Source organism: Actinomycetospora lutea, from assembly GCF_028737205.1.
Lineage (GTDB): Bacteria > Actinomycetota > Actinomycetes > Mycobacteriales > Pseudonocardiaceae > Actinomycetospora > Actinomycetospora lutea.
The window spans coordinates 96,161-112,209 of sequence record NZ_JAQZAL010000005.1; the positions used below are offsets into that span (position 1 = coordinate 96,161).

The 16,049-nt window shown below is 76.1% G+C and carries 14 protein-coding genes; 4 read left to right on the forward strand and 10 right to left on the reverse strand.

The window, feature by feature from the left end:
* Positions 1–105 precede the first annotated feature (105 nt).
* The 7 genes from PHK61_RS07810 to PHK61_RS07840 all read right to left on the reverse strand — a co-directional run bounded on the left by PHK61_RS07810 (position 106) and on the right by PHK61_RS07840 (position 7,153).
* The gene (locus tag PHK61_RS07810) at positions 106–1,476 is read right to left on the reverse strand and encodes an RNA polymerase sigma factor (protein WP_274280410.1); all 1,371 of its coding nucleotides are present in this window, start codon (positions 1,474–1,476) and stop codon (positions 106–108) included.
* 79 nt (positions 1,477–1,555) lie between these two features.
* Positions 1,556–3,967 (reverse strand): phosphoenolpyruvate--protein phosphotransferase, encoded by a 2,412-nt coding sequence (gene ptsP / locus PHK61_RS07815; RefSeq protein ID WP_274280411.1) that lies wholly within the window; start codon positions 3,965–3,967, stop codon positions 1,556–1,558.
* Complete coding sequence (gene dhaL / locus PHK61_RS07820) at positions 3,964–4,608, reverse strand: dihydroxyacetone kinase subunit DhaL (RefSeq protein ID WP_274280412.1); 645 nt, start codon at positions 4,606–4,608, stop codon at positions 3,964–3,966. The genes ptsP and dhaL overlap by 4 nt, the downstream gene beginning before the upstream one ends.
* Positions 4,608–5,609: a dihydroxyacetone kinase subunit DhaK gene (gene dhaK, locus PHK61_RS07825; protein WP_274280413.1), complete on the reverse strand. Its 1,002-nt coding sequence runs from the start codon at positions 5,607–5,609 to the stop codon at positions 4,608–4,610. Before dhaK ends, dhaL begins: the two co-directional genes overlap by 1 nt.
* Positions 5,610–5,731: 122 nt before the next feature.
* On the reverse strand, positions 5,732–6,136 hold the full coding sequence (locus PHK61_RS07830; protein WP_274280414.1) for a MaoC/PaaZ C-terminal domain-containing protein: 405 nt from the start codon (positions 6,134–6,136) through the stop codon (positions 5,732–5,734).
* Positions 6,133–6,585, reverse strand: coding sequence for an FAS1-like dehydratase domain-containing protein (locus tag PHK61_RS07835; RefSeq protein WP_274280415.1), 453 nt, complete (start codon positions 6,583–6,585; stop codon positions 6,133–6,135). The genes PHK61_RS07830 and PHK61_RS07835 overlap by 4 nt, the downstream gene beginning before the upstream one ends.
* Before the next feature lie 88 nt (positions 6,586–6,673).
* Positions 6,674–7,153 carry a DUF4396 domain-containing protein gene (locus PHK61_RS07840; RefSeq protein ID WP_274280416.1) on the reverse strand — a complete coding sequence of 160 codons (480 nt, stop codon included), beginning with the start codon at positions 7,151–7,153 and terminating at the stop codon, positions 6,674–6,676.
* A 60-nt stretch (positions 7,154–7,213) separates the two neighbouring features.
* On the opposite strand from PHK61_RS07840, the gene PHK61_RS07845 reads away from it, so the two are divergent.
* Positions 7,214–7,798 (forward strand): uracil-DNA glycosylase family protein, encoded by a 585-nt coding sequence (locus PHK61_RS07845; RefSeq protein ID WP_274280417.1) that lies wholly within the window; start codon positions 7,214–7,216, stop codon positions 7,796–7,798.
* Between the two features lie 74 nt (positions 7,799–7,872).
* Complete coding sequence (locus tag PHK61_RS07850; RefSeq protein WP_274280418.1) at positions 7,873–8,463, forward strand: NADPH-dependent FMN reductase; 591 nt, start codon at positions 7,873–7,875, stop codon at positions 8,461–8,463.
* Between the two features lie 3 nt (positions 8,464–8,466).
* Here PHK61_RS07850 and PHK61_RS07855 read toward each other — a convergent pair whose 3' ends face one another.
* Positions 8,467–11,733, reverse strand: a complete 3,267-nt coding sequence (locus tag PHK61_RS07855; RefSeq protein WP_274280419.1) for an acetyl-CoA carboxylase family protein — start codon at positions 11,731–11,733, stop codon at positions 8,467–8,469.
* 29 nt (positions 11,734–11,762) lie between these two features.
* Here PHK61_RS07855 and PHK61_RS07860 point away from each other — a divergent pair, with 29 nt between their 5' ends.
* The gene (locus tag PHK61_RS07860) at positions 11,763–12,896 is read left to right on the forward strand and encodes a thiolase family protein (protein WP_274280420.1); all 1,134 of its coding nucleotides are present in this window, start codon (positions 11,763–11,765) and stop codon (positions 12,894–12,896) included.
* A complete protein-coding gene (locus PHK61_RS07865; protein ID WP_274280421.1) occupies positions 12,893–13,186 on the forward strand; it encodes a Zn-ribbon domain-containing OB-fold protein in 294 nt (97 codons plus the stop codon). Before PHK61_RS07860 ends, PHK61_RS07865 begins: the two co-directional genes overlap by 4 nt.
* A 238-nt stretch (positions 13,187–13,424) precedes the next feature.
* Here PHK61_RS07865 and PHK61_RS07870 read toward each other — a convergent pair whose 3' ends face one another.
* On the reverse strand, positions 13,425–14,831 hold the full coding sequence (locus tag PHK61_RS07870) for a dihydrolipoyl dehydrogenase family protein (RefSeq protein WP_274280422.1): 1,407 nt from the start codon (positions 14,829–14,831) through the stop codon (positions 13,425–13,427).
* Positions 14,832–14,998: 167 nt separating this feature from the next.
* Complete coding sequence (locus PHK61_RS07875; protein WP_274280423.1) at positions 14,999–15,943, reverse strand: N-acetylmuramoyl-L-alanine amidase family protein; 945 nt, start codon at positions 15,941–15,943, stop codon at positions 14,999–15,001.
* Positions 15,944–16,049: the final 106 nt, after the last annotated feature.

The window sequence follows — 16,049 nt, forward strand, 5'->3', positions numbered from 1 at the left end:
ATCAGCCGGCCCGAGTGCCGAATGACACCGTTGTCATGCGCTGATCGCGAGTCTGACCGACTCATCGCGATGGACCGGGAGCTTCCCGGGGTCGTGCCCGCGCCGTCATTCGACCTGGAACTCGTCGTCGCCGCCACCGTCGTCGCCGGAGGCGCCACCGTCGCCGTCGTCCGGTGGCTGGTCCCCGTTCTCACCGTCGTCTCCACCGTCGTCTCCACCGTCGTCACCACCGTCGTCACCACCGGATTCGCCGCCCCCGTCGTCGCCGTTCCCGCCGTCCCCGTCGTCCCCCACGGGCGGATCGGCGCGCTCGCCGGGCGGGGAGTCGGCGCCGTCGGACGGCTCGTCCTCGGCCGGGATGATCGGCGGCGCGGCGGTGGGCGGCGTCGCGGTCGTCGGCGGGGCCGCGGACGGCGCGGCCGGGGGCCCGGCACCCGGTGGCCTCGGTGCGATCTCGCCGGAGTTCGAGGTCGGCGACGAGGTCGACACGGCGATCGCCGGCCGCGTGAGCATCCAGGCCGCGGTGAGCAGCGCGGCGAGTACCGACGCGACCAGCACGGTGCGCACCGCCCTCGGGCGTCGGCGGAACCACCGGCCCGCGGCCGCCTCCTCCCTGACCGGGGGCGGCCACCACTCGCCGTCCGTGCCCGGGGGCAGGGGCCGCGTGTGCGCGACCAGCTCGACCGAGCCCACCGTCCTGTCCCGCAGCCACAGCGGCGCGGTGACGAACGGGATCGCGGCGAACAGGGCCGACGGGTGCACGCGACGTCGCCGCTGCTCGGTACACACCGGGCACCGGTCCGCGTGGCGCGCGAGGCGCTTGCGCATGGGCGGGGTCGGACGCCCGTCCCGGCCCGCGAGGAGCCCGGCGAGCTCGGCGCAGTCGCCGGCGCCGTGACGGGCGAGGACCAGCGCGCCGACGGCCCGATCCAGGCTCTCCCGCGCGCGGGAGAACAGGTCGGCCGCGTGAGCGGCGCCCACGCCGAGCGCGGCGCCGAGATCCGCTCCCGACAACCCGTGGCGAAGGTGGAGCTCGAGCACCGCGCGGTCGCGATCGGCGAGGCCCTCGCACGCGGCCTGCACCAGCCGCGCGAGCTCCGCCTGCGAGATGCGACGCGCGGGATCGTCCCCCGGGGCCGGGACGTCGGGCAGCTCCTCGGTGGGCTGCTCGCGTCGCCGGGTGCGCCGCAGCGCCTCGTGGCGGGTGATCGCGTAGAGCCAGGGCCTGAGGCGCCCCGCGTCCCGCAGCCGGCCCCACCGTGTCGCGGCGACCACGAAGACGTCCTGGACGACGTCCGCGGCCTCGTGCCCGTCCCGCACCATCGCCACCGCGAAGGCGAACAGGGCGTCCGCGTACCGGTCGTAGATCGCAGCGAACGCCGCGCGATCACCCGCTGACGCGCGGCGAACGAGCTCGGCGTCGTCCAGCGTGAGGACATCGCTCTGCCGATCCTCAGCATCCTCAGCAGAGGTCATGGCTGGTCTCCCCCGCAGGCTCTGCCCACGATGTCACCGCGGGGGGCCGCCGGGACACCGCCCACAAGGGCGATTTCCGTCAGCGCAGGAGCGACCGCACCGCTGTCGCGTCCGGGCAGGTCAGGGCGGCCGCGGCCAGGTCGCGGGCGAGCGCGAGGTCCACGTCCCGCACCGCCTGCTTCACGGTCGCCACGGACCCGGGGGCGACGCTGAGCTCGCGCACCCCCAGCCCGATCAGCAGGGCGGCGGCCTGCTCGTCGCCGGCGAGCTCACCGCAGACGGCGACGAGCACGTCCTCCCCCGCGCCCTCGGCGGTCGCCGCGATGAGGGCGAGCACTCCGGGGTCGAGGGCGTCGGCGAGCGCGGCGACGGCGTCGTTGCCGCGCTCGGCGGCGAGCGTGTACTGGGTGAGGTCGTTGGTGCCGATCGAGAAGAAGTCGACGTCCGGGGCGAAGGCGGCGGCCTTGAGGGCGGCCGCCGGGACCTCGACCATGATCCCGACACGGAGGTCGGCGGGACGCCCGCGGCCGACGGCCTCGACCGCCTCGTCCAGCGCTCGGCGGGCGGCGGCGAGCTCGTCGGTGCCCGCGACCATCGGGAACATGACGTCGACCGGGTGATCGTGGGCGACGCGCACGATCGCCTGCAGCTGGTCGGCGAGCAGCGGCGGGCGGGCCAGCGCCAGCCGGATGCCGCGCACGCCGAGGAACGGGTTGGCCTCGGCTCGCATCGGCAGGTAGTCGAGGGGCTTGTCGCCACCGACGTCGAGCGTCCGCAGGGTGATCCGCCGCCCGCCCATGGCCTCGGCGATCGCCCGGTAGGCCGCCTCCTGCTCGTCCACGTCGGGGGCCTCGCGACGATCGAGGAAGCCGAACTCGGTGCGCACCAGACCCGCGAGGTCCGCCCCGACCCCGGCCCGCGCGTCGGCGGCCGAGCCGACGTTGACGCCGACGAGCACGGTGGTGCCGTCGCGGGTGACCGCCGGCTCGCCGGCCCGGCGCGACGCCTCGTCGCGGTGCTCGGTCAGCGCCTCGGCGCGGGCACGGAAGTCCGCCAGCGCCGCGGGGTCGGGGTCGACGACCACCTCGCCGGTGCTCCCGTCGACGGCGAGGACGGCGGCCTCGCGGGCCCGGGCGGCGAGCGCCGCGCCGACGCCGACGACCGCGGGCACGCCGCGGGCGCGCAGCAGGATCGCGGCGTGCGCGGTGGGGCTGCTGCCGGCGAGGACCACGGCGGGCGTGCGGGCGGGGTCGAGCACGGCGGCCTCGGCGGGCGTGAGCTCGTCGGCGACGAGGATCCCGTCGCCCGCCGTGTCGGCGTCCGCCACGCCACCGAGCGCGCGCAGCACCTGGTCGCGCACGTCGCGCACGTCGGCCGCCCGGGCGCGCAGGTACTCGTCGGCGGCCGCCGCCAGCCGGCCCTCGACCTCGTCGAGCGCGTCCGCCCAGGCCTGCGCCGCGTCGGTGCCGGCGTCGAGGCGGGCGCCGGCGTCGGCGAGCACCTCCGGGTCGTCGAGCAGCAGCGCCTGCGCGTCGAAGATCGCCGCCTCGGCGGCCCCGATGTCGCGGGCGGCCCGGTCGCGGACGGTCCGCAGGTGGTCGCGGACGCCCGCGCGGGCGTCGTCCAGGCGACGGCGTTGGTCCCCGGGCACCGGCGCGGGCACGGCGACCGTCGCGGCACCCGCCGCGAGCACCGGCCCGATCCCGATGCCCGCCGAGGCGGGGATCGGGCGACCGGTGCTCACCGGCGCCGGCGGGGCGACGGTCGCGGACTCGCCGAAGTCGTCCTCGGCGAGCGCCAGCAGGCGCCGGACGGCCTCGGCGGCGTCGCCCCCGCCGGCCCGGACGGCGATCTCGTGGCCCTGCAGCGCGCCGAGCGTCGCGACCCGGGACAGGCTCGCGCCCGACACCTCGGGCCCGTCGACGGTGACGTTGCGCAGGCGGACGTCGGCGTCGAGGCCGCGCAGCGCGCCCACGAGCGCCGCGGCCGGGCGCGCGTGCAGCCCGTGCGGCATCCCGACGGTGAACGTGGCGGTCTCCTCGGCCCCCGCACTCGGCTCGGGCGTCGCGGCCTCGGCGGGCGCAGGCCCCAGGTGGCCCGACTTCGCCAGCAGCGCGTCGGACGCCTCGGCGGCCACCTCGGCGGCCGGGGCCCCGCCCGCCGCGCTGACCGCGGCGACCACCAGGCCCTCGACCAGCGGCGCCGGGCACAGCACGACGCGCTCGCGGACGTCGTCGTCGAGGAACTCGAGGGCGAGCTCGGCCGACAGCACGGCGCTGCCGAGGTCCATCAGCACGACCACCCCGTCGCCGCGGTCGGCGCCCGCGATGGCCTCGCCGATGGCCACGGCGTCGGTGCCGAAGCCCCCGTCGTCGAGCCCGGCGGCGACCTCCAGCGGCGGGCCGTCCCCGGTGACCATCTCCCCGGCCAGCGCCACCGCCGCGTCGGCGAGGGCCCGGCTGTGGGAGACCACGACGATCCCGACCGTCACCCGTCCCCCTGCTCCGCGACGGCGGTGGCCGCCGCGGCGACGAGGAGGGCCGTCGACGTGGCGCCCGGGTCCTGGTGGCCCGCGCTGCGCTCGCCGAGGTAGCTCGCGCGGCCCTTGCGGGCGACCATCGGCGTGGTGGCGTCGCGGCCCTCGTCGGCGGCCGCGGACGCCGCCCGCAGCGCGGAGGCGAGCGACTCGCCGCTGCTCAGGGCGGCGTCGAGGGCGTCCAGGGCCGGGGTGAGCGCGTCGACCATGGTCTTGTCGCCGAGCTCGGCCTTGCCGCGGGCGACCACGCCCTCGAGTCCCGCCCGCAGCGCCTTCGCGAACGTCTCGGGGTCGAGCGCGGCCGCCCCGCCCGTGGCCGGGGCCATGCGCAGGAAGAACGTCCCGTAGAGCGGCCCGCTCGCCCCGCCGACCGACTTCACCAGCGTCATCCCGGCCTGCTTGAACAGCGTCGCCGGGTCCGCGGGCGGCGTGGACAGGCCCTCGACGACCGCGGACATGCCCCGGTGCATGTTGGCGCCGTGGTCGGCGTCGCCGATGGCGGCGTCGAGCGAGGTCAGGGCGTCCTTCTGCTCGGCGACGGACGCGGCGAAGGTCCGCAGCCAGCGCTGCAGGGTGTCGAGGTCGACATCCGCCATCACATGCCCCAGCGCAGGGCGGAGGTGGCGACCGGGGCGTCCCAGAGCCGGAGCATGTCGTCGTCGAAGCGAGTGATCGACACCAGGCAGCCGGCCATGTCCAGGCTGGTGACGTAGGGCCCGACGAGCGTGCGGACCGGGACGATCCCCGCCTTGTCGAGCAGGGCGGCGATCTCGTTGTACATCAGGTACAGCTCGAGCTGCGGGGTGGCGCCCATGCCGTTGACGAACACGAGCACGCCCTCGCCGCCGGTGAAGTCGCGGTCGGCCAGGATCGGGTCGACGAGCATCCCGGCGATGTCGTGCGCGGAGGCGAGCGGGACCCGGCGCCGGCCCGGCTCGCCGTGGATGCCGATGCCGATCTCGATCTCGTCGTCGGGCAGGTCGAAGGTGGGGCTGCCCTTGGCCGGGACGGTGCACGACGTCAGCGCCATGCCCATGCTGCGCGAGCTGTCGTTGACGCGGCGGGCCAGGTCGGCCAGCTCGGACAGGCTGCGGCCCTGCTCGGCGGCCGCGCCGACGATCTTCTCGACGGCGATGGCGGCACCGGTCCCGCGGCGCCCGGCGGTGAACAGGCTGTCCTCCACCGCGACGTCGTCGTTCATGACGACCGCCTCGACCTGCGTGTCGGTCTCGGCGGCGGCGAGCTCGGCGGCCATGTCGAAGTTCATGACGTCGCCGGTGTAGTTCCAGACGAGGTGCAGGACGCCCGCGCCGCCGTCGATCTTCTTGGTGGCCTCGGCCATCTGGTCGGGCACGGGCGAGGTGAACACCTCGCCGGCACAGACCGCGTCGAGCATCCCCGGGCCGATGAAGCCGGCGTGCGCGGGCTCGTGACCGCTGCCCCCGCCGGAGAGGATCCCGACCTTGCCCGACACCGGGGCGTCGGCGCGGTAGAGGATGCGGTTCTCGTGGTCGATGCGCAGCTCGGGGTGAGCACGCTCCACACCGCGCAACGACTCCGCGACGAGGTTGGCCGGGTCGTTGAGAAGCTTCTTCATGGGTCCGCTCCTGGGCGTCGTCGGCAGGGGTAGCCACCCCGATTCTCGCCCCGGCGGACCGAAGTCGGTCAAGGACATGCTCACCAGGTGTCACCCGCCCCGAGCACGCTGGGCCGAACGGGTCAGTCGAGCGCGACCTCCGCCGAGCCCGTGATCACCGGGTCGCCGTCGTCGATCGTCACCCACAGCGCCAGGCGCGCGCGACGCTCGCCGTCGACCTCGACGATCTCCTCGACACGGCCGTGACAGCGGGGCCGCGCGTGCACCGGGGTGATCCGGCGGAACCGCCCGCCCAACCCGCGCAGCCGCTCCTGCGGGAACCACGCGACGAGCACCCGGCCGAGGTGGCCCATCGCGACCATGCCGTGCGCGAAGACGTCGTCGAACCCGGCGGCGCGCGCGACGTCGGTGTCGATGTGGATCGGGTTGTGGTCCCCGGAGGCGCCCGCGAACAGCGCCAGCATCGCCCGCGTGATCGGGCCGGTCTCCACGGGCGGCAGCTCGGTGCCGACCTCGAGCGCGCTCACGCCGCCACCTCGCGCACGACGACGATGGTGTTGCGCAGCTGCGCGACCAGCTCGCCGGCGCGCGTCACGGCCGACTCGCGCACCAGGAACTCGAGACGCCCCTCGCCGCGCGCGTAGACATCGGTGACCCGGGTGGTGAAGACGATCTCGTCGCCCGCGTGCAGCGGGTGGTGGTAGGTGAAGTGCTGCTCGCCGTTGAGGACGGCGGAGAGGTCGACGCCGACGTCCTCGAGCGTCCGGTAGATCGCCTCCGTCTCGGTCTCGAGGCCCGCGAGGTAGGTCGGCGGCACGACGAGGTCGGGGTGGCCGGCGGCGCGCGCGGCCGCGACGTCGCGGTGCACGCCGTCGGGCGGATGGCCGAGCAGGCGGGCGAACAGGCGCAGCCGGCTGCGCTCCAGGGTCACGACCTCGCTGACGGCCTCGCGCCCGATCACCGACCTGTCGATCATGCGTCCTCCCGGATCCACGACCGACACGGCGTCGATCACGTCCCGAGGAGAGCATGCCGGGCGGCACCTCCGCCCGGCCCGGCCGCGCTCACCCCGCGTGGTGGGCGTGCACCACGGCGTGGCCCCGCCCGCGGCCGATCATCCAGCGGTTGACGGGCACCGTGACGACGAACGCGACGGCCAGCGAGAAGGCCAGCGAGCCCCAGAACAGGACGCTCGCGAGCCCGGCGTCCATGGCACCGGGGATGCCGACCATGAGGCCGTTGTCGACGATCTCCATGACGGCGATCGAGACGGTGTCGGCGGCCAGGGCGACGCGCAGGGCCTGGCGGAACCCGACCCCGGCGCGCAGCACGCCGCGCATGGTCAGCGCGTAGCCGAACACGAAGGCGAGCGTCACGGACAGCACGACGGTGACCGCGCCGTGCAGCCCGAGCGCGGTCCCGATGACCATGCCGAGCACCTCGCCGATGGCGCAGCCCGTCAGGCAGTGCAGTGTGGCCTGGGCGGCGGTGGACCAGGACACGGACGCCCAGCCTCGGGTCCCGGTGGTGGTGGTGTGGTCCATGGCTCGCACCATACCCCCGGGGGGTATCTCGTCAAGGGCCCGCGGAGACGCGCGCGGAAGATGATGGACTTCAAGGCGCCGCACGCCGCACCCCTGATCGCCTACGCCGACGAGGTCGCGGGGGCCCTGGGCCTGGAGCCCGGCGGCATCCCCTACCCCGACCCGGCGCACGGCGGCACCGGGGCCGAGGTCCTGTTCGTGCTCTCCCACCCCAGCGAGCACGCGATCCGTGACCGCGGCGGGTCGGGGCTGCTCTCGCTGGAGAACAAGGACTTCCCCTCGCGCAACTGCTTCGACGAGTGCCTGCGCATCGGGCTCGAGCCCGAGCGCATCACCCACTGGAACGCGGTGCCCCAGCCCCTGCCGAAGGGGAAGAACCCCGGCGTCGAGGACCTGCGCGCCGGCGCCCGCTGGCTGCCCGGCCTGCTCGAGCTGCTCCCGAAGCTGCAGGTGGTCGCCCTGCTCAGCCGGAACGCGGAGACCACGTGGGACGCGGCCCTCCCCCACCCCGCGCTCGACAGCTTCGACCCCGTGCGCGGGCCGGGACCCGGCCAGCAGGGCATGGCCAACCCCGGGGCGCGACAGCGCCTCAGCGACGTCTTCGACGAGATCGCGCGGCGGCTCGGCACGACCCCGCCGGGGTAGGTCACCGGGCGCGTGGCGGCGTCGAGGAGGAAGATGGTTGTCAGCTCAACCGTCTTCCCGCGTGAAGGAGCCCCATGACGGAGGCCGCCCGCCCCCTGCTGCAGATCATCGTCGCCAGCACCCGCCCCGGGCGCGTCGGTGAGCCGATCGCGCGCTGGTTCGCCGCCTACGCCCGCGAGCACGGGGCGTTCGAGGTGGAGATCGTCGACCTCGCCGACGTCGACCTCCCGATGTTCGCCGAGCCCGAGCACCCCCGCCTCGGCCGCTACACGCTCGACTCGACGAAGGCGTTCAGCGCGACGATCGCGCGCGCGGACGCCTTCGCGATCGTCCACCCCGAGTACAACCACAGCTACAACGCCGCCCTGAAGAACGCGCTCGACCACCTCAACCAGGAGTGGGCGGGCAAGCCCGTGGCGCTGCTCGGGTACGGCGGCGTGGCCGCGGGCGCGCGGGCGACCGAGGCGCTGCTCCCCGTGCTCATCGCGCTGCGCATGTCGCCGGTGCCGGCCACCGTGCCGATCCCCTTCGCCGCCAAGCAGGTCACCGGCGAGGGCGACGAGCGCACGTTCACCCCGCTCGCCGAGACCGAGGCCGGCGGCAAGGCGGCCCTCGACGGCATCACCGCCTGGCTGGACGTCCTGGGCCTGCGCGGCGCGCGCTGACGCTCACCACGTGTCGATGTTCGGCCGGACCTTCTCCGCCGGGGGGCCGACCGGCCGCGGGACGAACGACGAGGTGATCCAGCGGCGGGTGTCCGCGGGGTCGATGACGTCGTCGATCTCGTACACACCGGCGACGGCGAGCGCCTTGCCCTTCTCGTACTCGGCGGCCACGTAGCGCTCGAAGAGCTGCTGGCGCTCGTCGGGATCCTCGACGGCGTCGAGCTCCTTGCGGTACCCGAGCCGCACCGCGCCCTCGAGGCCCATGCCGCCGAACTCGCCGGTCGGCCAGGCGACGGCGAACGCCGGCGCCCTGAGGCTGCCGCCCATCATCGCCTGCGCGCCGAGGCCGTAGCACTTGCGCGTCACGACGAGCCCGAGCGGCACCGAGAGGTTGCCGCCCACCGAGAACATGCGGCTGAAGTGGCGCACGGTCGCGCGGGTCTCGGACTCGGTGCCGACCATGAAGCCCGGGGTGTCGCACAGCGAGACGATCGGCAGCCCGAACGCGTCGCAGAGCTGCAGGAAGCGGGCCGCCTTGTCGGCGGCGTCGTGGTCGATGGCGCCGCCGAGGTGCGCGGGGTCGTTGGCGATCAGTCCCATCGGGCGGCCCTCGACGCGGACCAGCGCGGTCACGATCCCCGCCGCGAAGCCGCGGCGCAGCTCCAGCACCGAGCCGACGTCGGCGAGGCCCTCGACGATCGCGCGCACGTCGTAGACCCGCACCCGGTTCTCCGGCACGACGTGGCGCAGCCGCCGCTGGTCGGGCGCCTCCCAGTCGGCCACCGGACCCTGGAAGTACGACAGGTAGCGCCGCGCGACCCGGGTCGCCTCCTGCTCGTCCGCGACGAGCACGTCGACGACCCCGTTCGCCACCTGCACGTCCATCGGGCCCACGTCGTCCGGCGCGACGACGCCGAGCCCGCCGCCCTCGATCATCGCCGGACCGCCCATGCCCAGGCTGGCGCCCTCGACCGCGATGATCACGTCGCAGAGCCCGGCAAGCGCGGCGTTGCCCGCGAAGCAGCGCCCGGCGACGACCGACACCAGCGGGACCCGCGCCGAGAGCCGCGAGAAGATCTCGAACGCGGGGACGTCGAGCATCGAGGCCCAGCTGCCGTCGGTGTCGCCGGGACGTCCGCCGCCGCCCTCGGCGTAGACGACCAGCGGCCAGCGGCGCTCCGCGGCGATCGCGAAGGCGCGGTCCTTCTTCTTGTGGTTGGTGAAGCCCTGGGTGCCCGCGAGCACGGTGTAGTCGTAGGCGATGACGACGGCGTGCGCGTTCTCGGCGCCGACGAGGTCGGCGTTGATCGTGGCCGTGCCCGCGAGCATGCCGTCGGCGGGCGTGCGCTCGACGAGGTCGTCCAGCGAGCGCCGCGCCCGCTGCGCCGCGATCGCCAGCGCGCCGTACTCGACGAAGCTGTCGGGGTCGCAGAGCTGCGCGAGGTTCTCCCGGGCGGTGCGCAGCCCGGTGCGGCGCCGCTTCTCCACGGCGGCGGGGCGCCGGTGGTCCAGGCCGATCGCGTGGCGTTCGAGCACCTCGGCGAGATCGGGGCGGACGTGGTCGGGGTCGACGGCGGCGTGCTGGTCCAGGTCCTCGACGGCGGCGTCGTCCGGCGCCACCACCAGCAGCGGGTCCCCGGCCGCGACCGTGTCGCCCGCGGCCACCCCGATCGTCCCCACGGTGCCCGAGACCGGAGCGGCGACCACGTGCTCCATCTTCATCGCCTCGAGCACCAGCAGCGCCCCGCCGGCGCGCACGGTGTCGCCCTCGGCGACCTCGACGGCGACGACGGTGCCCGGCGCGGGGGCGTGCACGGCGTCCCGGTCGGGCACCGGCCTGGCCACGGACCCCGGGTGCTCGCCGGACGGTGCCGGCGTGAACCGCCGCGGACGCACCGCGGCGAGGATCGCCGCGCGGTGGTCGTCGAGGAAGTCGGTGGTCAGCGCGCCCGCGGCGAAGGCGGGGTGGCCGACGATGCCGGCGAGCACGTCGACGTTCGTCCCGACGCCGGCGATGTTGACCTCGGAGAGCGCGCGGGCGGTCCGCGCGGCGACGACGGCGAGGTCGGCGTCGGGGTCGGCGTCCGGATCCCAGACGATCAGCTTCGCGAGCAGCGGGTCGTAGCGCAGGCTCGTCCGCAGGCCGACGTGGCCGGCGCCGTCGACGCGGATGCCGCGCCCCGAGGGCAGCTCGTAGGCGGTGAGCGTGCCGGCGGTCGGGGTCGTCGTGCCGTCGGGCTCGGTGTGCTCGAGGGTGATGCGCGCCTGGATCGCGGTGCCGCGGGGCGGGGGCGCGGGGTCCAGCCCGAGGTCGGCGAGCGTCGCGCCGGCCGCGAGCCGGATCTGCGCGCGGACGAGGTCGACGCCGGTGACCTCCTCGGTGATCGTGTGCTCCACCTGCAGGCGCGGGTTGACCTCGATGAACGCGGAGCGGTCGCCGCTGACCAGGAACTCCACCGTGCCGAGGCCCCGGTGGCGCACCGACTCGCCCAGCCGCACCGCGCCCGCGTGCAGGGCCGCACGCACCGCGGGGTCGAGGCCGGGCGCGGGCGCCACCTCGACGACCTTCTGGTGGCGGCGCTGCACCGAGCAGTCCCGCTCGCCGAGCGCGACGACCGCGCCGGTGCCGTCGCCGACGATCTGCACCTCGACGTGCCGGGCCGGGGTCAGCAGCTCCTCGACGTACACGCGGTCGTCGCCGAACGCCGCGCCCGCCTCGGACGCGCAGCGGGCCAGCGCGTCCGCGAGCGCGCCGGGGTCGGTGACGCGACGCATCCCGCGGCCGCCGCCGCCCGCGACGGCCTTGACCATCACCGCGCCGGTCTGCTCCAGCAGCGCCGCCGCACCGTCGCGGTCGGCGGCGGCGAGCACGGGCAGCCCGGCGGCCGCGGCGAGCTCGCGGGCGCGGGTCTTGTCGCCGAGGTCGGCGAGCACCGCGGGCGACGGCCCGACGAACACGATGCCGTGCTCGGCGCACGCGCGGGCGAACGCGGGGCTCTCGCTGAGGAACCCGTAGCCGGGGTGGACCGCGTCCGCGCCAGCCTCCGCGGCCGCGCGCAGCACGTCGTCGACGTCCAGGTAGGCGGCGACGCCCGACCCCGCCAGCGCCACGGCGGCGTCGGCCTTCGCGACGTGCGGGGCGTCCGGCTCGTCGGTGGCGTGGACGGCGACCGACGCGATCCCGAGGTCGGCGAGCGCCCGCGCCACGCGGATCGCGATCTCGCCGCGGTTGGCGACGAGCACGCGCGAGAACACCTGGTCCATGGACATCGTCGCCAGTGTCGGTGACAGTGGCGCGAATGGCGATCACGGCGCACGTCGCCGGCGTCGCGGTGACCCCCTTCGGCCGGCAGCCGGGTCGCTCCGCGCTCGACTGGCAGGCCGCCGCGGCGGGGGCCGCACTCGCCGACGCGGGACTGGTCGCGCCGGAGATCGACGCCGTGATCTGCGGCTACGCCACCACGTCGGGGCACCTCATGCCCGCCGACGTGCTCGCCGAACGGATCGGGGCGCGGCCGGCGATCGCCCACGGGACGAGCGCGGGCGGGGCGACGGGGCTGGTCATGCTCGCCCAGGCGGTGCGGCTGGTGCGGGCCGGCGACGCGCGGGCGGTGCTCGTCGTCGGCGGCGAGGACCGGGCGAGCGGGCAGACCGGTGAGTCGTCCACCCGCACGCTGGCGCAGGTGGGCCACGCCGAGCTCGAGGTGCCGCTGGGCGGGACCGTGCCGGCGTACTACGCGCTGCTGGCCTCGGCGTACCTCGCGCGTCACGGGCTGGCGCCCGCCGACCTCGCCCCGCTCGCGGTGGCGCTGCGCTCGCACGCCGTGACGACGCCGGGGGCGCACCTCACGACGCCGATCACCGTCGACGACGTCCTCGCCTCCCGCCCGATCGCCGAGCCCCTGCGCCTGCTCGACTGCTGCCCGGTCTCCGACGGCGGGGCGGCGGTGGTGGTGACCGCGGCGCCCGCGCGCGTGGCCGTCACGGGCGTGGGCGAGGCGCACCGCCACCAGCACCTCACCGAGGCCGACCTCACCGACCTCGGGGCGCGGCGGGCGGCGTCCACGGCGTTCGCCCGGGCCGGGCGCTCGGTGGGCGACGTCGACGTCGCCGGGGTCTACGACAGCTTCACCGTCACGCTGGCGATGCTGCTCGAGGAGATCGGGTTCTGTACGCCGGGGACGGCGGGCGCCGACGCCGCGGCCGGCCGGTTCGCCCGGCACGGCGCGCTCCCGCTCGACACCCACGGCGGGCTGCTCTCGTACGGGCACTGCGGGGTCGGCGGCGGGATGGCGCACCTCGTGGAGGTGGTGACGCAGCTGCGCGGGGCCGCGGGCGCGCGCCAGGTGCCGGGCGCGCCGCGGGTCGGGTTCGTGCACGGCGACGGCGGCGTCATGTCGGCGCACGCGAGCGCGGTGCTGGAGGTCCCGTGACGCTCGCCCACGACGAGTGCCCCTCCTGCGGTCTCCGCTGGACCGTGCCCAGGACCGGGTGCCCGCGGTGCGGGGCGGCGCCCCGGCGGCTGTCGGCGTCGGGGCTCGGGACCGTGGCGGCCGTCAGCGTCGTGCACCCCGCGTCGGGCGAGCCGTACGTGCTCGTGCTCGTCGACCTCGACGAGGGGGTGCGGGCGATGGGACGGGCGAGGTCGGCGGTCCCGATCGGGACCCGGGTCCGCGCCGGGCTCGAAGACGGTCGACCGACCTTCGCCCCGGACGGGGCCTGACCTCGCGGACGGCGAGCACCCGGGGCCGGAGCGTCCACCAGCCGCGACTGACCCACCACCCGGCGCCGACGACACGCCACACCAGGCCCGCGGGCAGGACGGCGACGCGACGAATACTCATGCTGACCCCCGAGTATGCAGGCACCGGCGCAGTGCCTACCGGGCGCCCGCCCGCGTCGTGGCGACCGACACGAGCACGGACGGTGACACCTGCGTGACGGTCGGGTGCCCGCCCCCACTACAGCCCGTAGGTCTCCAGCAGGCGCAGCCAGACCTCGCTCATGGTCGGGAACGAGGGCACGGCGTGCCAGAGCCGCTCGAGCGGGACCTCGCCGACCACCGCGATCGTCGCCGCGTGGACCATGTCCGCGACGTCCTGGCCGACGAACGTGGCGCCGACGATCACGCCACGGTCGGTGTCGACCACGATCGAGGCGAACCCGTCGTAGCCGTCGGCCTGCAGCGAGGCGCCCGCGACGCTCCCCAGCTCGTAGGAGACCGCGCGGACGGTGAGCCCCGCGCCGCGGGCGGCGGCCTCGGTCAGCCCGACCGCCGCGACCTGCGGGTCGGTGAAGATCACCTGCGGGACGGCAGTGTGCTCCGCGGTCGTGGCGTGGTGGGAGTACCGCCCGCCGAGGTCGGCGCCCTTCGACCGCGCCACGAGCACGTCGCCGCAGATGCGCGCCTGGTACTTGCCCATGTGGGTCAGCTGCGCGCCGGTGCTCGCGTCGCCGACCGCGTAGAGCCAGTCGCCCTGCACGGTCGTCGTGTCGTCGGCCGCGAGGTGCGTGCCGGGCTCCAGCCCGACGGTCTCGAGGCCGAGGTCCGAGGTGGCGGGCCGGCGGCCGGCGGCGACGAGCAGCTCGGCGGCGCGGACCTCGGTGCCGTCGCCGAGCGCGGCGACGATCTCGCCGCCCTCGCGCCGCACCGCGCTCATCGACGTGCCGAGCCGGACGTCGACGCCCTTCGCGGTGAGGGCGTCGTGCAGGCGCCGGCCGGCCTCGGGCTCGGTGGCCGGGATCAGGCGCTCGGAGTGCTGGACGAGCGTCACGCGGGCGCCGAGGCCCTGGTACGCCGTGGCCATCTCGACACCGACCACGCCGCCGCCGAGGATCACGAGCGAGGCCGGGACCTCCTTGACCTGCGTGGCCTCCTGGTTGGTCCACGCGTTCACGGTGTCCAGGCCGTCGACCGGCGGGAACACGGGCACCGACCCCGTCGCGACGACGACCGAGCGGGCGTCGACGGAGGTCGTCGACCCGTCGTGGTGGGTCACCTCCACCGCGCGCTCGCCGGTGAACCGCCCGTGCCCGCGCAGCAGCGTGATGCCGGCGCCGGAGAGCCAGTCGGCCTGGCTCGAGTCGTCCTCGCCGGCGAACTGGTCGCGCCGCGCCAGCACCTTCTCCGCGTCGACGGCGCCGGGCACCGCCTGCGTCACGCCGGGCATGCGCTGCGTCGCGGCGTAGAGGTCGACGGGGCGCAGCAGCGCCTTGGACGGGATGCACGCGTAGTAGGAGCACTCGCCGCCGACGAGGCGGGACTCCACGATCGCCGCGGAGAGTCCTTGCTGGTGGGCGCGGTCGGCGACGTTCTCACCGACCGGGCCGGCGCCGATCACCACGACGTCGACCTCGAGGTCGCTCATCGGTCCTCCTCCTCGCGTGCGGTCACGTCTGACGCATCCTCGGGGCCCGGACCCGCGGGCGCCACCGACGTCGGGGTGTACCCCCGAGTGGAGCTCCCACCGGATCAGCGGGGTGATCTCCGTGCCACCCGCGGACCCCTCGCTCCCGGTCGGCGCGATCGGCCGCGTCAGCGCCGCTTCGCGCCGTCCAGGAAGTCCGTCACGCCCGTCGCGACCGCGTCCCCCAGCGCGTCGGTACCGGCCGGCTCGGCGATCGCCGCGAGGTCGCCGGGGTTGGTGAGGAACAGCGGCTCGACGAGCGCGCCGGGCATGGCGCTGGGCTCGTCGATGTAGCCGGGGATCCGCGGCCCCAGCAGCACGAGGTGGCCCCCGCCGGCCTCGGCACCGGACGAGTCGTCGGCGATCCCGCGGTCGAGCGGCGCGTGCCCGGCGGCGGTGAGGCGGGCGCGGATGGTGGTCTGCAGCGACTGCGCCAGCGCGCGGTTCTCCGCCGCGAAGGAGCGTCCGGGCTCCCAGAGCGTCTCGGTGCCGCCGACCTCGGCCTCGGCGAACGAGTTGAAGTGCACCGACACCAGCGCGTCGGCGCGGGCGAGGTTGGCGCAGCGCACGCGGCCGAGGAGGTCGAGCTGGCTCGCGTCGGTGGTCAGCGCACCGTCCTGCACCGCGCCGCGGCCCAGCGGCGTGCCCAGCGCGTCGGTGCTGCGGGTCAGCACGACCGTCGTCCCCCGCGCCCGCAGGCGCTCTGCGGCCGCCCGCGTGACGGCGAGCGTGAGGTCCTTCTCCCGGAGCACCGTCCCGTCGGCGGACCGTCCCTCGCTGCCCGGGTCGGGGCCGCCGTGCCCGGCGTCGAGGGCGACGGTCGCCGCCGGCCCCGGGCCGCTCGGGGGCAACGCGAGGCACCCGCCGGGCGGGGCGGACGGGTCGAGCGCGACGGGGGCGGGAGCCGGCGCCGCGGCACCACCGCCCCGGGGGCCGCTCGCGGGCGGCGGCTCCTGCGACGCGACGCCGAGGACGAGGGAGGCCGCGGCGAGGAGCAGCACGATCACGGCCTCGAGGGCGCGGCGCGGCCCGCGGGACCGGGCGCCGGGCACGTCGGTGTGGTGTCGACCCACGGGTCACGCCCTCCGCAGGCGCGGGGGGCGCGTCGTCCTGTCCGGCCGTGTCCGTTCGATCACGAGCGGTGAGGCTAGGGCGGCGCCCCGGCGTCCCGGGCCACGC